The organism is Evansella sp. AB-P1 (assembly GCF_029688925.1).
GTDB lineage: Bacteria > Bacillota > Bacilli > Bacillales > Salisediminibacteriaceae > Evansella.
Map to the genome: position 1 here is coordinate 196,131 of NZ_JARUKY010000005.1, position 16,393 is coordinate 212,523.

Here is a 16,393-nt window from a genome sequence, read left to right on the forward strand (position 1 = left end):
ATAGAGATTTTAGCGATCGTTTCACCTCCTTGTTTTTATGGTTTATTTTAATAAAATGTAAACGGTTACTGTACAGCCTTTTTATTCCTTACTCTGATTAAGCACCTCCTTAAAAAGAATCTTGTTTAAGAAATTCTCTATTTACACAAACAATAGGTTCCTGTTTATTCTTTACTCTTACAATTTCTTTAGCTGGGTCCATGGCCATACGGATCATTGCTTCTTCTGTGTGTGCAGCCATATGTGGAGTCAATACGACATTATCTAACTTCCATAATGGATGGTCCATTGGCGTAGGCTCCTGTTCAAAACAGTCGAGAGCAGCTCCGGCAATTTTATTCGATGCTAAAGCTTCATATAACGCTTGTTCGTCTACTAATCCACCTCTTGCAGCATTAATGAGGAATGATGTTTCCTTCATTTTCTCAAACATTTCCCTATTAATCACATGATGTAATTCTGGTACATAAGGGACATGTAATGAGAGAAAATCAGCTTGAGATACTAGTTTTTCTAACGAAGGTTCTAACGTGATGTAGTTTTCATCCACTTTTTTTATAAATGGATCATAAGCTACTACGTTCATATCAAAGCCAAGTGCGCACTTTTTAGCAACAAGCTTCCCGATATTACCTAATCCAATTAATCCTAAAGTTTTGCTACTTAGCTCTGAACCTATGTATCTATTTCTAGCTTGATAGTCTCCTTCTCTTACTGCGTGGTCACCTTTTACAATTTGATGACTTACAGCAAGCATTAATCCTACAACATGCTCTGCTACAGAATTTATATTTGCAGCTGGAGCATTACACACAAATATGTTGTTTTCCGTTGCAGCTTGAATATCTACATTATCCAGACCAACACCGTGACGTGCAATGATTTGGAGTTCTTTTCCCTTTTCGATAATATCACGGTTAATTTCAGCTGTTCGTACTAAAATAGCGTGACAATCCTTTACACGTTCTATAAGTGTTTCCGAGTCATATTTGTCTGGAACAATAGCCTCACAGCCATTTTCTTCTAGATAGTCAATTCCTTCTTTTGCAATTGGCTGAGGTACTAATACTTTAAAAGACCTCATCATTGTTACACCCCTTTGTTTTTTAATACGTCTGTAACCGTTCTCAAAATATGTTGTTTTAATAGTTGCTCTGATAATTCCGGATTTCTTGACTTTATAGCATCAAATATTTTCCGATGCTCAGAATAACCTGCTTTTATTTCTTTATTTTCCATTAATGCTCTTCGACGAAATGCTTTATCGAAGCTAGAAATATTCATTAATACTCGACTAATCATACTATTTCCGGCAGCATCGCTTATCATTTTATGGAACCTTGTATTTTCCTCAATTAAATCATCTACTTCTTCATTTTCCAGTAGTGTCTCCATTTTTTCAATTTGCTTTTCGAGTTCCTTTAATTGTTCATCAGATGCTTTAGCTGCGGTTAATCTTGCTGCCAAACCTTCAACTACTCCACGAAGCATTTGAATTTCTTCAATATTCGTCTCTGCTAATTCTGATACAAACGTTCCTTTTCTAGGTAAAGTCTTAATCAAGCCCTCATGCTCTAAAATTCGAAAGGCTTCCTTAATTGGTGTTGTACTAATACCCATTGCTTTAGATAAGTCCCGTTCTTTCAAGCTATCTCCTGGCTTAAACTGACCAGTAATAATTGCTTCACGTAATGATTCAATCACTACTTCTCGTAATGACTTGACATTTTCAGTTTTATTTGATAAAAATTGAAAAACATCTTCTTTTCCATTCATATCCTTTACTCTCCATTCGCAATGTGATATCTGATATATCACATAATAACATAAAAAAAAGAAAAAATGGAGTTTTTATTAAAATCTCCATTTTTTTTATTTAAATTCATATATTAAGAAGCGTTTTTATCTTTAGCTTTCATTTGAATTTGGCTAACTTTAAAGGACTTTACGATACGTACAACCTTCTCCTCTAGATTGGTAAAGTAATAATGAGCAATTTTACCTGAAACCGAAGCAAGAAACTGTTGGAAAAGAATTGCCAACACAATAGGAAATGCGACGGACGGTGGAAAGTAGGTTACGGCCAATGCAGCTCCAGCCCCATTGTTTCTCATTCCACTATTAAACATAAAACTGATAGCTACTGCCTTATCCCAACCAAAAATCCGAGCAGTAATTAATCCAATCAAATATCCACCACATGCAATGAAAAATACAATTGTGCCAATAAGAATGACTCTTCCATCAATGCTTGTAAAATAAGGTGAAACAACAGCAGCATTTATTAGTATTACAAAAATGACACCTAACTTTGAAAAAGGCGCTAATGTTGACGACACCTTTTTTGTATTTTCACCAATAACCTTAGTAATGATAATCCCTAATATGGATGGTGCAACAATCATCCAGAATAAGCCTGACATTAATCCAAATGTGTCCATTTGCACTTGATTTCCAACTAATAAGCTTAAAGTAAGTGGAACAACTATAGGTGATATCATTGTATTTACTAATACAATAGAAAGGGTTAGAGCTCTGTTTCCATTATAAATGGATACCCACATTAAGGACACAACACCTGTTGGAATGATAAATGCAAGTAAAAGTCCCGTAATTGTATCAGGATCACCACTAAAAAATAAGTGACCTGCACCAAAAGCCACAGCTGGTATAAGAACTTGTATTAATGCAATACAAGCAACTATTTGAAGGGGCTTTGACATGGCTTTTTTTATTTCCTTTATATTCAACCCTAAACAACTTGCAAAACTAATAAATGCAAAAATCCAAGTTACTAAAAAAGAATATGTTTGAACGAATGTAAAGACAGTGACACCTAATACTACCGTTGTAGGCGTAATAATTGGCATCCATTTTTGTAGAAATGCGTTTAATTTTTGTAGCATAGTTACTACTCCTCTCCAATTTACACTTAAATGAATCTTTATGTTTACATGCTTTTTTATACTATCACACAAATAACAACGTTGTTATTTGTTTCTATCTAAGGTTTTAGAATCATTAATAAGAAAATCTGTATTAATATTCTATTAAAACATTATCCATTTAGAATTTGTACCAACAATGTAAATGCTTACAAAATCACATGATAACATTAAGGTTGATCATAAAATAGAAAGCTGTGAAACTTTTAAACATTCATGTGAAAGGTTGATAAAAAAAATAGAAAGCTATATACTTAATAATAACAACGTTGTTAAACATAAGCAAGGACAATTTGAAACGTTTTTTAATGATTTTATAACTGTAGTATCCATATCACATAGAAAGGTGGATTTATTATTTATGCGTAACATTCATGTTGACAAAATTACTGAAACCGTTGCCATTTCGTGTTGGGAAGCTTGTTATTATTTACCTGAAGATATTCTTAATGGATTTCAAGAAGCAGCAAAAACGGAGGAGTCACCTCTCGGAAAGTCAATTTTAAACCAATTAATTGAGAATGCAGAGCTTGCTGCAGTAGAAAACAGACCTTACTGTCATGATACTGGTCTTACTGTAGTTTTTGCTGAAGTAGGCCAAGACGTGCATATTGAAGGCGGAGATTTTTATGAAGCTGTTCAAAATGGTATAAGAAAAGGGTATAAAGAGGGTTACCTTCGAAATTCTATTGTGGGAGATCCTTTACTTCGAAAAAATACTAACGACAATACACCTGGAGTTGTTCATACAAAACTCGTACCAGGAGACAAAATTAAATTCACAGTTCTACCTAAGGGTGGTGGTAGTGAAAATATGAGTGCAATGAAATTCCTGCTACCTGGAGAAGGTGTTGAAGGTGTTAAAAAGTTTGTTATTGATACCATTGAGGCAGCTGGTGGAAAAGCTTGTCCTCCTATCGTCGTTGGTGTTGGGATTGGCGGAAGTTTTGATAAGGTAACAGAGATCGCAAAGGAAGCCATATTAAGAGAAGTTGGATCACATCATGATGAACCACATATTGCTGAGCTTGAAAAAGAATTATTAGACGACATTAATAAAACTGGGATTGGACCTCAAGGGCTAGGTGGCTCTAATACTGCATTATGGGTGTCTATTGAAACTCATGGTTGTCATATTACTGCACTCCCAGTGGCTGTAAATATTCAATGTCATGCTGCACGAAAAAAATCCGTAGTAATCTAACTTGAAAGGATGGTGTTACCTAATGACTGCAATAAATATTACTCCTCCATTAACGAAAGAAGATGTAATGAAGCTAAAAGCTGGTGATGAAATTCTTCTTAATGGAACTATCTATGTAGCTCGAGATGCTGCACATAAGCGCTTATTAAGTAATCTAGACAATGGTGAAGATTTTCCTATCGACTTGAAAAATGAAATTATTTTTTATGCTGGCCCAACCCCCCCTAAGCCTGGTCAAGTTATCGGCTCCATTGCACCTACTACAGCAGCACGAATGGATCCATATACACCACCCATGTTTGAATATGGTGTGAAGGGTGTCATTGGTAAAGGACCAAGAGGTGAAAATGTAAAAGAAGCGTGTAAAGAACATAGTGCAATTTGTTTTTCCGCTATTGGTGGACTCTCAGCTCTTCTTGGTGAAAGAGTTAAATCTGCAGAAGTTATTGCTTACGATGACCTCGGACCAGAAGCAATCCGAAAGCTAGAAGTAGAAAATTTCCCTGTATTAGTCGTTTATGATGCTCATGGAGGAGACCTATACGAACAAGAAATCGCAAAATACAAAAAAGCGTAGTGGGGACGGTTCTACTGAGTTTTTTCAACTATTTTTAAAAATACTATTCTAAAAGAGGCTGGGTCAACAAATTCTGTTGACCCAGCCTCTTTTATGTTTTTTTAAGACATAAAAGTTCTGAAACGATGGACAAAATAAAAGTTGTATTAAAGGGAATAATAGGTAGTGGAGGTGTAATTAAAATGACTCAACCATACTTATGTCCTAATTGTAAAACAAACCGTTCGCGATTCAACCTTATTGAACAAGTTGCAACACCAGTAAAATTGGACCCTAGATCCGGTGAAGTGGTAAACGAATACACGAATGATAATTTAGACCCTTTTCATCTTGCTTACAAAGGACCTGCTGTAAAAGTACAATGCGGCTCCTGTGGACTTGTTGAAGATGAACACTCTTTTGTTAAATTTGCTGAGCATAGTCAAAAATAGAGTTTGTAAGTAAATGTATGAATCCCTTTATGCCTCGTGATTAAATATGTAAAAAGCACTTAACCACCATTGCGTTAAGTGCTCTTTCTTCATAAAACTCGTTCTCCATTTTCTTGACTCTACCTATTAATATTTTTACCGTAATATATTTCATCCATTTCACATTGTAGCCTTTCCGTAATTTCTTCCATTTCGTCATCTGATAATTTATCTTTAGAATAGCCGAATAAATAGTTGTTAATATCAAACTCCTTTAATTTACATTTCGTATGGAAAATATTTTCCTGATAAATATTAACATCAATCATATCGTACTGCTCTTTTATTTCATCAGGAATGTAATTTTGTATGGAGTTAATTTCGTGATCGATAAATAGCTTATGTCCACTCTTATCTCTTGTAAAACCTCGAACACGGTAATCCATTGTCATAATATCCGTGTCAAAAGAATGAATTAGATAATGTAAAGCTTTCAAAGGTGAGATTTCACCACATGTAGCCACATCAATATCAGCTCTAAACGTACTTATTCCCTCATCTGGATGGTATTCAGGATATGTATGGACAGTTATATGACTCTTGTCTAATCCCATGACGACTGCCTCCGGTAATGGACCAGGAGATTCTTCATAGGATTCATTTGGTACTTCAACAACTGGCCCCTCTGACACTAAGACTGTTACACTTGCACCTTGGGGCACAAAATGTTGTTTTGCTACATTTAGTACATGAGCACCTATAAGCTCCGCAACATTCTTCAATATTTTAGTAAGCCTATCTGCATTGTATTGATTATCAATATACTTGATATACTTTTCTCGTTCTTCCTTTGTTTTTGTATAGCATATATCATACATATTAAAGCTTAATGATTTCGTAAGATTATTAAATTCATGTAATTGAATTCGCTGTTCAGGTGTTAAAGACAATTTTAATAACCCCTTTGTGAAAAATACTCATAGTTTTTATCGGATGCATACTAATCTTGATGGCTAATTTACCCATCTATTCCATTATGATACCCAAACTTCCATATAAAAAACTCCCAAAATTAACGATATTGGATTTTTTATATGGAAGTATCCACTCATTTTTTTCGTGAGAAGATAAAATATGAGGGTGTCACCAAAAGCTAGGCTTTAGGACACCCTCTAAACAGTATATTAATCCACGTATGTTTCATCATTTATGAAGTGGATATTACCTGAAGTACTGGTTACTTCTACTTGCTCAGGAACAATAACGTAAATAATATCATGCCCCATTCTTTGAACAGACAATGATGCTGTTGTACTCAAATCACTTCCATCTTTCTCTGCAAATTGCGCTATAGTAAACTCTCTTCCAAAATCCGCTATTCGTATTTCTGTTTGTTCAGGAGGAATTACTGTTAGTGTATGATTGGATAATGTTATTTCTGTTGAAGATAATTTTTCTGTGAAGTCCTCTCCTTGTATATATAGACCTGTTGAATAGTGAGTGGCTATTATTTCAGAGGCTACACCCTCTTTTTTCTCAACAATCATCATTATCCCCCCATAATCACTAGTGACATTTTCAAGAAAGAGCTCTTCTTCTTCAAATGGAAATTCCAAATGTTTAGAGACTACTACACCATCCACCTCATCTATCTTACCTTCGAAAGCAGAATCATAAAAGTTATCAATAAATGCTTCATTAGTTACTCTATCTTCCACCTCTGAAACTACTGAAGTTTCCGGGAAATCTTGTACAGGAAGAATGAAAAAAGTAACTCCTCCAAGAAGCAATACAATAACATAACTACTAAGCATCCACCTTAATCGTTGACCATAGATAAACTTCTTTGTTCGACTATTTGACTGTTTTACAAAAGTATAAGATGTAATGACGATAATGAGTATAATCATTAAAGGTATAAAAGCTCCCATTATTGCCTTACCTCCAATCTATTTGAGATTAGGATAGACACCATATAAAAAAGTAATGATGTACCAACTACTTTTAATATAAATAGGAAAAGTGATGATTCATGTATAAAAAAGCTAACAATTTCGGAAGGCAGTTTTGCATTTGGTCCCCAAACGAACAATAATCCAAAAAAGACGATTGGTAAGATGAACTTCATCATCTTGTGTAATTGAGATAGAACACCAACAAAGTAACCGAGAGAAGACAATAATATTAAATAAAAAACTGTTCCACTTATGCCAATGAATAAGTCCGTTACCCCTACATGACTTCCGATAATTTCTCCTCCAAATCGAAAGTACATAATTACTTTTAGTAATAGACCCATGAGCATAGATGTAACTCCAGCAAAAATACATGCCGTTATAAGAAAAGCAATGCTAGACAAGTGGCTAGTCACACGATTTGTTACAAAAGAAAAGTCACTGTTTCGATATGGTTTTGTTGTCATTGTGATTGAAATAATAAAGGCCCACATCAACGAGAATACAATCACCATACTTCCAGAATAAGTCGTCACTTGTAAATTTACCGTGGAAGAACCAAACCCCATAGAACCAACACCAAGAAATGAGAAGAAAAGGGCGAGTATTTGAACAAACATAAGTGCACTTAAGGCATTTAAATAAGCATTTAATTTATACTTGTATAGAATTTTAGTAGTTTCGAGCACATTAGTTTCTGTTAAATACATCATCAATTCCTCCTTTCGTTCTGTTCGTTAAGTAAACACAAAGATCATCCGTTGGAACAGAACTTATTTCTATTCCATTTTCTTTTGCTCTTTGTAGTAATTCATTCGGAAAACTATTCTCTACTGCTACATAGGTTGTGTCCTTGCCAACTGTATTTCTATAAAACACTTCCTTACCTTGAATAATCTCTTTTATTACATTTGACTTTCCTTTAAGTCCTATCGCCATTTCTTTCAGTTCATCCACTGATTTATGAAGAAGAAGGTTCCCTTCTTTTATTAGTAAGACATCCTCAAGTAAGTCCTCAATTTCGTTTAGTAGATGACTAGATATAATAATCGTCCGTGGATGATCAATGTATTCCTTTAATAATGCCCGGTAAAAGTCCTTTCTTACAGAAGAGTCCATACCAGTTGTTGGTTCATCTAAAATTGTTAACTTGCAACGTGCCGATAAACCAACGATCGCATTAAAGGTGCTTCTCATCCCTTTAGACAAACTTCCATGTAATTGATTGTCATGGAATGAAAAATAACGAAATAGTCTTAATGCTAGATCCATATCCCAGTTTTTATAGAACATTTTCGCAGAGTGTAAAATTTCTAAAAGTGTTAATGATTCCGGTAATGTCATTTGATCATCAATAAAAATCATATTAGAGGAAACTTTTAAACTATTAAATGGATCCTCTGTTAATACGTTCACTTCCCCTGTCGATTTATGCAAATATCCAGCTAATATTTTTAACAATGTTGTTTTCCCTGCACCATTTCTTCCAATTAAACCAGTAATTTTATTCTCTTCAATTGTAAAGGAAAGATCTTCAATAGCATTTGTATTTCCATAAACTTTTGAAAGCTCCTTACATTCAATGACATTCATTAAACATCCTCCTCACGTTGTTTTATCGTTGTTTTAATCATTTGAAATAGCTCATCTTCACGAACATGCAAGCGTTCAGCTTCTAATACTAGTTCATTTACCATGTTTTTTAGTGTTTCATTTTTTCGTTTCGTAAGTATAATTTCTTTCGCGTCAATGCTAACAAACATACCAAGCCCTCGCTTTTTGTATAGAATTTTTTCATCGACTAACACATTTAATCCCTTTGCTGCTGTTGCAGGATTAATATTTAACATTTCTGCAAGCTGATATTGAGAATAAATCTTTTCATCTGTCTTAAAGTTTTCAGATAATATTTCCGTCTCTAACCATTCTGCAATTTGAATATAAATTGGTTTACTATCCGTTAATTTAATGATCAAGCTTACACCTCCTCAAACACAAACACCAGAGTAGTGCATTAGTGGTGTAATGCACTGTATAATTTAAATGTATAGTATTTTGGAAATTTAATCAAGTATTTTTTAGAAAACAAGTTGAATCTATAAAAAAAACGATACCTTCACTAAAAAGGTACCGCTGATCATATACAAATTTTATTAATAATCACTAATTACTAAGTCACCATTTTCCTGATATTCAAAGAATAAGTCTGCCATGTGTTGTTGAACTTCTTTTTCCCACTCTTCTTCTTCATCTTCGTCAGGGAGCTCAAATACTGAATGAATATATCGTTGAATATATGTGTCTCTTGTTAAATATGTTTCACTCCACAATTCAAAATATTCCTCAGGAGTAATGCCTAACTCTTCTCCTTGTCTTTCATAAAAATTTTCCATATCTACATCTTGAATTGCATTATAAAAAGGCTCTTTTAGTTCCTCAACTTCCTCTTCTGTAACAACAATTCCAGTTTCTTTCGCTTCTTGAACAATAACTTCTTCTCTTAGGAAAATATCCACATAATCTGTTCGAATAGGGTACTGTTTTAAAACATCTTCAAATAGGATCTCTTCCCCCATTAGTACAGCAACGACCTCGTCCTTCTCATAATCAATACTTTGATTACATGCAACTAAAAAAATCACACTAAATAATATAACTAGTTTATACTTCATAACAAACCCTTTCTATTCAGAAAATTTACTGTTTAACTTTTAAACATAATATATTATAACGTATATACAATTCAAAAATCGACATTTAACTAGTAAAATTTTATGAATAACAAGATTACCCTAATGCTAAAATAGACTTTGTGAAAAAAAAGGTTCTTTTATTGTAATTCAATTTCTATGTTCTTTTCACCAATAAAAGGTCTAAAAAGAAGGGTTAGTGTCGTATCTTTATTAACTAATAGAGGTTTTCTATCAATAGTTTTATTAAACAAAGCAATATACTGTGGATGATGAGAGTCATTACTCACTACAATCCAATTTGCTACTTCTAGTTCATCGTTAGAGGTAGTTAACAAGCGAGTATTTTCTTCAAATGGTATCGTAGATAAATCCCCTGAATGAGTTGACATATCAATCTTTAATGCAAAATATTTAGAAGGATCCATCCCTTCTATGGTACTATCCAATAATTGAGTATCTTCGTCATTATATGGAGATAAAAACTGAGCAACAACTTCTACACCGTCTACAAATTCACTACCGTGCCATTGGTACCGTGTAGCATTTTCCCTATTCCAGTCTTCATTTATTTCAAGCTCTATATCGTAAGGAAGCATTCCCTTTAATGTCATTTCATGTGGTTCTACCCCTAAATCTAACTCTTTTATCACACTATAGTTACTTCGATTAATAATGATTAGACTATTCGACTCACGATGTGTCACAAATGCCAAGTCACCTTCAGGAGAGAATGAAATATGATTCGCATACGATCCAGTCTCAATTGTTGAAACTAATTCCCTTGTTTCTGTATCAATAACGGAAACATCATTTGAGTGATTATTTGCTGTCCAAACTTCTTTTCCATCTGGGGAAACAGTTACTCCATGGACACCTTCCCCAGCTTCAATTTCATCCACTACTTCACGGGTAATCATATCAATAACAGATATAGAATTAGAACGAACATTTGCAGTATAGGCGAAATCGAAATTAGGACTTAATGCTACTTCATTTGGAACCTCTCCTACAGGTATCGTAGCTAATAACTGATATGTATAGGAATCTATAACACTTACCGAATTACTATTGACATTCGTTACCCAAATTTGTGATCCATCATTTGCTACAGAAACATGTGCAGGACCATCTTCCGTTATAATCAATGAAACTACTTCAAAGGCTTGCGTATCCACTACTGCTAAGTAACCACCTTTTTCACCAAGCCCAGGACTTAACGACACATAAACATACTTCCCTGATGGATGAATATCAATGCCATGAACTCGTTCATTAAAACTGAGCTCATGAATAGTTTCTTGAGTTGAGACATCTAGAGCATATAATTTATTTTCACTAGAACCTGATCCATAATATATCGTTTTTTCATTAGGAGAGATAGCGATACCGTGAGATAGTTTCTCTTTATTCAGTGAAATAGATTTAACAGGATAATCTTGTTCTAAATCAACTACAGATATTGTTCCATCCCCTGCATTTGCTACATAAAATATTGGGGAATAAAGAGCATCTTCTGTATTTACAAAAAAGAAAGTAACACTCCCTATAACAATTACAAACGATATTACGATTAATGAAATTACTTTTTTCAACATTTTCCCCTCCAAGTTTTTAACCTATTGTAATTTGTTGATACTAGACTGTATTGAAATATGAAGCTAATAAAATAGTAGTAACATTGAAAAAGAAGGTGAAATCACCTATCACCTCCTTGAATAACAAAGTAAGAATTTAGAATTCCCCTAAAAAGACAAAACCTTTTGATTTACGAAGTTTTTTTATTAATCTCCATACTTTTTAGTTCCTCATGCATAGCTTTGTTTTCGTTCATTAATCTATTCATTTTATCATTAATTAATTGCTTTTCTTCATCAGTCAGATTATCACCTGTTGATTGATTATTCTGTTGATGTCGTCGTGCATAAGAAACACCTTTCCAACAAATGAATAAACAAACTCCTTTTAGAGCAATTATTAATAAAAGCAACGTATTATTCATATACACTCTCCTTTAACTTACTTAAACAAAGCTTCTTTTACTTTAATTCACGAATTTTACTTTTTAGTTGTTCATTTTCTCTTTCTATTTCTTCTAATTTTGCTTGTATTTGATGATAACTATCTGTGGAATCATTGTTGGAATTATCATTTTGAACCGTTTTCCCACAGCATCCTCCACTTGAAGGCTTCATTTTTTTACTACACATTACTATCATTCCTACTAAAATAATAAAAAGAATAACAGTAATAATTGGCGAATTCATCAGTATCCTCCTTTAAAACTCTATTTGTTATCGCGACCTTTTTAAATCTTCAATCTCTTTAGCTAATGCTTGATTTTGCTGCACTAACGTATTCAGATTTTCTTTCAACTCTTTATCTTGATTTGTTTTGCTAGAACTGTTATTGTTTCCAGACATTTTCATTATTGCTATAACCATAATTACCATCATGATCGGACAAGCGAGTAAAGCTAAGTAAGCTAAATCCATTTGAACTCCTCCTTCGATTATTAATCAACTAAAGTATATAACTTAAATATGAAAAAACTGTGAATCTATATTTTTTTAACAATTATTGCATTATAGTTTATAGCTTTTCAGTAACTTAAAAAACCTGTCCTTTATATTGATAAGGACAGGTTTCTTCATTACTTTATTTCATTTTAATAAGTGAGTTAATTTCAACATTTAATATTTCATTCTAAAACATGTACATTTATAAAATAAAATTAAATTTAATTCGATCTCCGATTCAAACGGATCAATTACGCCGTCCTGGCTCCTGCGGGCACGGCCTCAACTAATTTTTACGGCTAAACACCGTCAGAAATGGATTTTCAGCTAGTACTGTTCCCACTAGAGGCGCCGTCTTCCACTATAATCGAAAATAACGTTCGTCTTTTTCAATTAATTTTTATTTATGAAATTCATTCAAGTAATGTTATTTAGAGAGTAGTTTATTAATACTCGCCAATTGAACACAAACACATAAAACATTCATTGCTTTTTCAAGCTCTTCTAATGAAGGGAATGTAGGTGCAATACGGATATTTCGATTTCTCGGGTCTTTACCATATGGGAATGTAGCTCCTGCACCAGTTAAGGTTACACCTGCTTCTTTCGCCAAATTTACAACCTCTTTTGCGCAATCATCTAATGTATTTAAACTAATGAAATATCCCCCGTTAGGGCTATGCCAAGATGCTATATCCTTATCTCCTAATTCTGATTCTAGCTTACTTAAAACCATATCAAACTTAGGCTTAATAATCTCAGCATGCTTTTTCATATGTGCCTTTAAGTTTTCTACATTTTTAAAGAAACGGATATGGCGCAGTTGGTTAACCTTATCTGGACCAATCGTTTGCATAGAAATTTGTTTCTTGAAGAAATTTAAGTTATTTTCACTTGATGCTAATACACCAATACCCGATCCAGCATAGGTGATTTTTGAAGTGGAGCTAAACATGAATACACGATCAGGATGACCAGCTTCCTTACAAGCATCTAAAATATTTTTTAACTGATCAGGTTGTTCTGTTAAATGGTGAACAGTGTAAGCGTCATCCCAGAAAATACGGAAATCATTTGCTTTTGCTTCAAGCTGTGCAAAGCGATCAACCACTTCATCAGAATAAGTGATTCCGTCTGGATTACTATATTTTGGGACACACCAAATACCTTTGATAGAATCGTCCTCTTTCACAAGCTTTTCTACTTGATCCATATCTGGACCATCATCTTTCATATCAACAACAATCATTTCAATATTGAATAATTCACATATTGCAAAATGACGATCATACCCAGGACTCGGACAAAGGAATTTCACTTTAGGAAGTTTGCCCCACGGTGTTTCACTCCCATAAACTCCGAAAAACATGGCCCTTGATACAGTATCATGCATCAAGTTTAAGCTTGAATTCCCACCAACCAACACTTCACTTGGATTAACATCTAATATTTCCCCAAAAAATTTCTTCGTTTCTGGTAAACCATCTAAACCACCATAGTTACGTACATCCGTACCATCTTCAGCCTTTAAAACATCCTTCGAAGAAACAACATCAAGCATTTCGTCGGAAAGGTCTAATTGCTTAGGACTTGGCTTTCCTCTAGACATGTCTAATTTTAACCCTTGACTTTTATATGTATCATATTTGTCCTGCAGTTTGACTTGAAGCTCTTTCAACTCATTTTCACTTAACGTAGTAAAGTCAGTCATAATATGATATTCCTCCCTTTATTTTATATATAAATCATAACGTAACTTTCGTCAGATGTGTTAAAAAATATTACACAATTTTTAATTATTTCGTGACTTATTTGTAACGAAATTGTTCTAGTATATTAATAACGTATTAAAAACCTATAGTTACTATCATAACATGTTAAGAAAGTGATGGAAATTATGTCCTTAGACAATTTTACAAATTAAATATTCTTAGTGAATTAGGCTTTGCATAGGAGTGACGATTATTGATATAGTAAAAAATAAGATTTTAAATTTAAGGGGCGGTAGCTTTGAAATATAAAATGATTATACTTGATATGGATGATACACTTCTTTTAAATGACCATACAATTGGATCTCATACGAAAAAGGCTTTATTAGACGCGCAAGAATTAGGGGTTAAGGTAGTTCTCGCTTCTGGACGACCAACACCTGGCATAAGAGAATATGTGAAAGAGCTCCGCTTAGGAGAATACGGAAGCTACATACTCGCTTTCAATGGTGCTAAAATATTTAATTGTAAAACGAATGACGAGCTATATAGTAGTCATTTACCTCCTGAAACGGTACACAAGCTTCAAGAATTAAGTAAGCGTGAAAATGTAAATTTACATACTTTTGTAAAGGATACGATTGTAACGGAAAAAAATAATAAATATACTGCTATCGAAAGTAAGCTAACTGGAATACCTATTAAAGAAGTGAAAAGTATCGTTGAAGCAGTACAAGAACCAGTTGTAAAAGTTTTAATGAGTGAAGAACCAGAAAAATTAATGAAAGTAGAAAAAAAATTAAAGGAAGAATTAGCTGGACTGTTAACCATCTTCCGTTCCAAACCTTACTTTTTAGAATTTATGGAGGAAGGCGTAACAAAAGGGGCAAGCTTACAAATATTAATCGATAAATTAGATATTAGCAAAGAAGAAATAATTGCAGTTGGTGACAGCTATAACGACTTAGAGATGATTGAATTAGCTGGTTTAGGTGTAGCCATGGGCAATGCACCTGATGATATAAAAGAAAAGGCTGATTATGTAACTGATACAAATATTAATGAAGGTGTCGCAACTGTAGTGGAAGAGTTTATATTAAATAAGTAATCAGAAGTAAAAAAACACACCAATTTGGTTATGGTGTGTTTTTTCTCTCTTCTAAAATAACATAAAAATTCCAACAAAAATGATAACTACCCCAATAATTCGGTTTAATAAAAGAAAGAAATCACTAGGTTCAGCATCTTTAAGCTTCCAACCTATTTCTAAATACCATAAGACATATGGGAAGAACAAACCAATAGCCCCCAATAAGATTACAAGTACTCCCAATGGGTTACCTGATATAATTGTATTTCCTTCTGTAGGGTTTCCATGCATTTTTTCAAACTGTTCAATGGCTTCTTCACCAAGAATTTGGTAGCTTTCACTTGGACTAGAACCTCCTCCAGTAGTGATATTCCCTCTTCTTTCATGAAAATAAGTCTCACCACTTTCAAAAGTTACCTCATATCGATAACTGTCACCTTCACCTCGAAAGTGAACTGTAACTATTTCACCATTTGATAATTCAATTTTTTCCATAACGTTTGCATCTGTCAATAATGGCTGTTGGAAAAAGGAAAGTAATAAAACAAACATCATTATACTAGTTTTCCCTTTCATTCAAACCCTCCTAACCTAATATTTCAAAGCTTTCAATAAGTAAAACATTATGTTTCATATCTACTAATTTATGTATTTTTATAAAATACCTGAATACGTGATGAATTAAACAATTAAAGAGTCTTAAAACACTGTTAGAATAAGGATATGAACTATTATTTAGTTCAAATTCTTATTCAAAAGGTAGACTTCCCATGCAAGCAATACTTGCACCATGAAGGATGAAAATATTCATCAGGAAGTTCATCCGTTCTATGCGGAAGCTTTCCGCGGGCAATGCCTCAGCCTCCACACTATACATTTAGTATACTGCTAAAGTACATTGTCCTGTCTCTGCCTCTGCAAGTGTTGCTCTGATGTTATATGCGTCGAGACAACTCGAAGCTTATTCGTGAAGCATATGCTCGTCGCTGGAGTCACCGCATTCACTCCTGAACTAACGCTTATTTTCAGGGTAGATGCTATGATTAAATTTTATTAGAAGACTCAGGAAACCCTTTCCACGAATGCTGCTTTAGGTTTTGTCTAAAACGGAACTTTCAAAGCGATCCTCTCAACTAATCGTTCCTGAAATAAAATCTGCTCCGTCTATTAAGCACGGTGGTGTAATGACATCATATATAGCGAGTTGGTGGATGGCATATCAACATCCTTATCACGGATTCAGGTAATAAACAAACTAGTTTGTTATCCATTTCAATGATGAATGATTGAC

Annotated in this window: 19 protein-coding genes; 4 read left to right on the top strand and 15 right to left on the bottom strand. The window is 33.7% G+C overall.

Annotated elements, in window-relative coordinates; all coding sequences use genetic code 11:
* Positions 1-109: 109 nt before the first annotated feature.
* From QA612_RS06950 to QA612_RS06960, 3 genes are all read right to left on the bottom strand, one after another.
* Entirely contained in the window at positions 110-1,087 is a 978-nt protein-coding gene (locus QA612_RS06950) for a hydroxyacid dehydrogenase (protein ID WP_278283054.1), read from the bottom strand.
* 2 nt (positions 1,088-1,089) lie between these two features.
* Entirely contained in the window at positions 1,090-1,776 is a 687-nt protein-coding gene (locus QA612_RS06955; RefSeq protein ID WP_278283055.1) for a GntR family transcriptional regulator, read from the bottom strand.
* A gap of 113 nt (positions 1,777-1,889) precedes the next feature.
* The gene (locus QA612_RS06960) at positions 1,890-2,906 is read right to left on the bottom strand and encodes a bile acid:sodium symporter family protein (protein ID WP_278283056.1); all 1,017 of its coding nucleotides are present in this window, start codon (positions 2,904-2,906) and stop codon (positions 1,890-1,892) included.
* A 400-nt stretch (positions 2,907-3,306) separates the two neighbouring features.
* Between QA612_RS06960 and QA612_RS06965 the strand changes: the two genes are divergently transcribed.
* The 3 genes from QA612_RS06965 (at position 3,307) to QA612_RS06975 (ending at position 5,157) form a co-directional block, all read left to right on the top strand.
* Positions 3,307-4,149 (top strand): fumarate hydratase, encoded by an 843-nt coding sequence (locus QA612_RS06965; protein ID WP_278283057.1) that lies wholly within the window; start codon positions 3,307-3,309, stop codon positions 4,147-4,149.
* Positions 4,150-4,171: 22 nt separating this feature from the next.
* Positions 4,172-4,726 carry a Fe-S-containing hydro-lyase gene (locus QA612_RS06970; RefSeq protein ID WP_278283058.1) on the top strand — a complete coding sequence of 185 codons (555 nt, stop codon included), beginning with the start codon at positions 4,172-4,174 and terminating at the stop codon, positions 4,724-4,726.
* A 182-nt stretch (positions 4,727-4,908) separates the two neighbouring features.
* Entirely contained in the window at positions 4,909-5,157 is a 249-nt protein-coding gene (locus QA612_RS06975; RefSeq protein ID WP_278283059.1) for a DNA alkylation repair protein, read from the top strand.
* 119 nt (positions 5,158-5,276) lie between these two features.
* Here the strand turns inward: QA612_RS06975 and speD are convergent, their stop codons facing one another.
* The 11 genes from speD to QA612_RS07030 all read right to left on the bottom strand — a co-directional run bounded on the left by speD (position 5,277) and on the right by QA612_RS07030 (position 14,011).
* Positions 5,277-6,086: an adenosylmethionine decarboxylase gene (gene speD / locus QA612_RS06980; protein WP_278283060.1), complete on the bottom strand. Its 810-nt coding sequence runs from the start codon at positions 6,084-6,086 to the stop codon at positions 5,277-5,279.
* Positions 6,087-6,320: 234 nt separating this feature from the next.
* The gene (locus QA612_RS06985; protein ID WP_278283061.1) at positions 6,321-7,067 is read right to left on the bottom strand and encodes a hypothetical protein; all 747 of its coding nucleotides are present in this window, start codon (positions 7,065-7,067) and stop codon (positions 6,321-6,323) included.
* Positions 7,067-7,801: a hypothetical protein gene (locus tag QA612_RS06990; protein ID WP_278283062.1), complete on the bottom strand. Its 735-nt coding sequence runs from the start codon at positions 7,799-7,801 to the stop codon at positions 7,067-7,069. The genes QA612_RS06985 and QA612_RS06990 overlap by 1 nt, the downstream gene beginning before the upstream one ends.
* Complete coding sequence (locus QA612_RS06995; RefSeq protein WP_278283063.1) at positions 7,782-8,684, bottom strand: ABC transporter ATP-binding protein; 903 nt, start codon at positions 8,682-8,684, stop codon at positions 7,782-7,784. Before QA612_RS06995 ends, QA612_RS06990 begins: the two co-directional genes overlap by 20 nt.
* Entirely contained in the window at positions 8,684-9,067 is a 384-nt protein-coding gene (locus QA612_RS07000) for a GntR family transcriptional regulator (protein ID WP_278283064.1), read from the bottom strand. Before QA612_RS07000 ends, QA612_RS06995 begins: the two co-directional genes overlap by 1 nt.
* Positions 9,068-9,244: 177 nt before the next feature.
* Positions 9,245-9,763 (bottom strand): hypothetical protein, encoded by a 519-nt coding sequence (locus QA612_RS07005; protein WP_278283065.1) that lies wholly within the window; start codon positions 9,761-9,763, stop codon positions 9,245-9,247.
* A 158-nt stretch (positions 9,764-9,921) separates the two neighbouring features.
* Entirely contained in the window at positions 9,922-11,376 is a 1,455-nt protein-coding gene (locus tag QA612_RS07010) for a YVTN family beta-propeller repeat protein (RefSeq protein WP_481804418.1), read from the bottom strand.
* Positions 11,377-11,549: 173 nt separating this feature from the next.
* Positions 11,550-11,783, bottom strand: a complete 234-nt coding sequence (locus QA612_RS07015; RefSeq protein WP_278283067.1) for a hypothetical protein — start codon at positions 11,781-11,783, stop codon at positions 11,550-11,552.
* 37 nt (positions 11,784-11,820) lie between these two features.
* Positions 11,821-12,048: a hypothetical protein gene (locus QA612_RS07020; protein WP_278283068.1), complete on the bottom strand. Its 228-nt coding sequence runs from the start codon at positions 12,046-12,048 to the stop codon at positions 11,821-11,823.
* A gap of 27 nt (positions 12,049-12,075) precedes the next feature.
* Positions 12,076-12,276 carry a DUF2933 domain-containing protein gene (locus tag QA612_RS07025; protein WP_278283069.1) on the bottom strand — a complete coding sequence of 67 codons (201 nt, stop codon included), beginning with the start codon at positions 12,274-12,276 and terminating at the stop codon, positions 12,076-12,078.
* A 451-nt stretch (positions 12,277-12,727) separates the two neighbouring features.
* Positions 12,728-14,011 carry an aspartate aminotransferase type Ic gene (locus tag QA612_RS07030; RefSeq protein WP_278283070.1) on the bottom strand — a complete coding sequence of 428 codons (1,284 nt, stop codon included), beginning with the start codon at positions 14,009-14,011 and terminating at the stop codon, positions 12,728-12,730.
* 299 nt (positions 14,012-14,310) lie between these two features.
* Between QA612_RS07030 and QA612_RS07035 the strand changes: the two genes are divergently transcribed.
* Positions 14,311-15,120: a Cof-type HAD-IIB family hydrolase gene (locus QA612_RS07035; RefSeq protein WP_278283071.1), complete on the top strand. Its 810-nt coding sequence runs from the start codon at positions 14,311-14,313 to the stop codon at positions 15,118-15,120.
* A 51-nt stretch (positions 15,121-15,171) separates the two neighbouring features.
* Here the strand turns inward: QA612_RS07035 and QA612_RS07040 are convergent, their stop codons facing one another.
* The gene (locus tag QA612_RS07040; RefSeq protein WP_278283072.1) at positions 15,172-15,678 is read right to left on the bottom strand and encodes a DUF6199 family natural product biosynthesis protein; all 507 of its coding nucleotides are present in this window, start codon (positions 15,676-15,678) and stop codon (positions 15,172-15,174) included.
* Positions 15,679-16,393 lie beyond the last annotated feature (715 nt).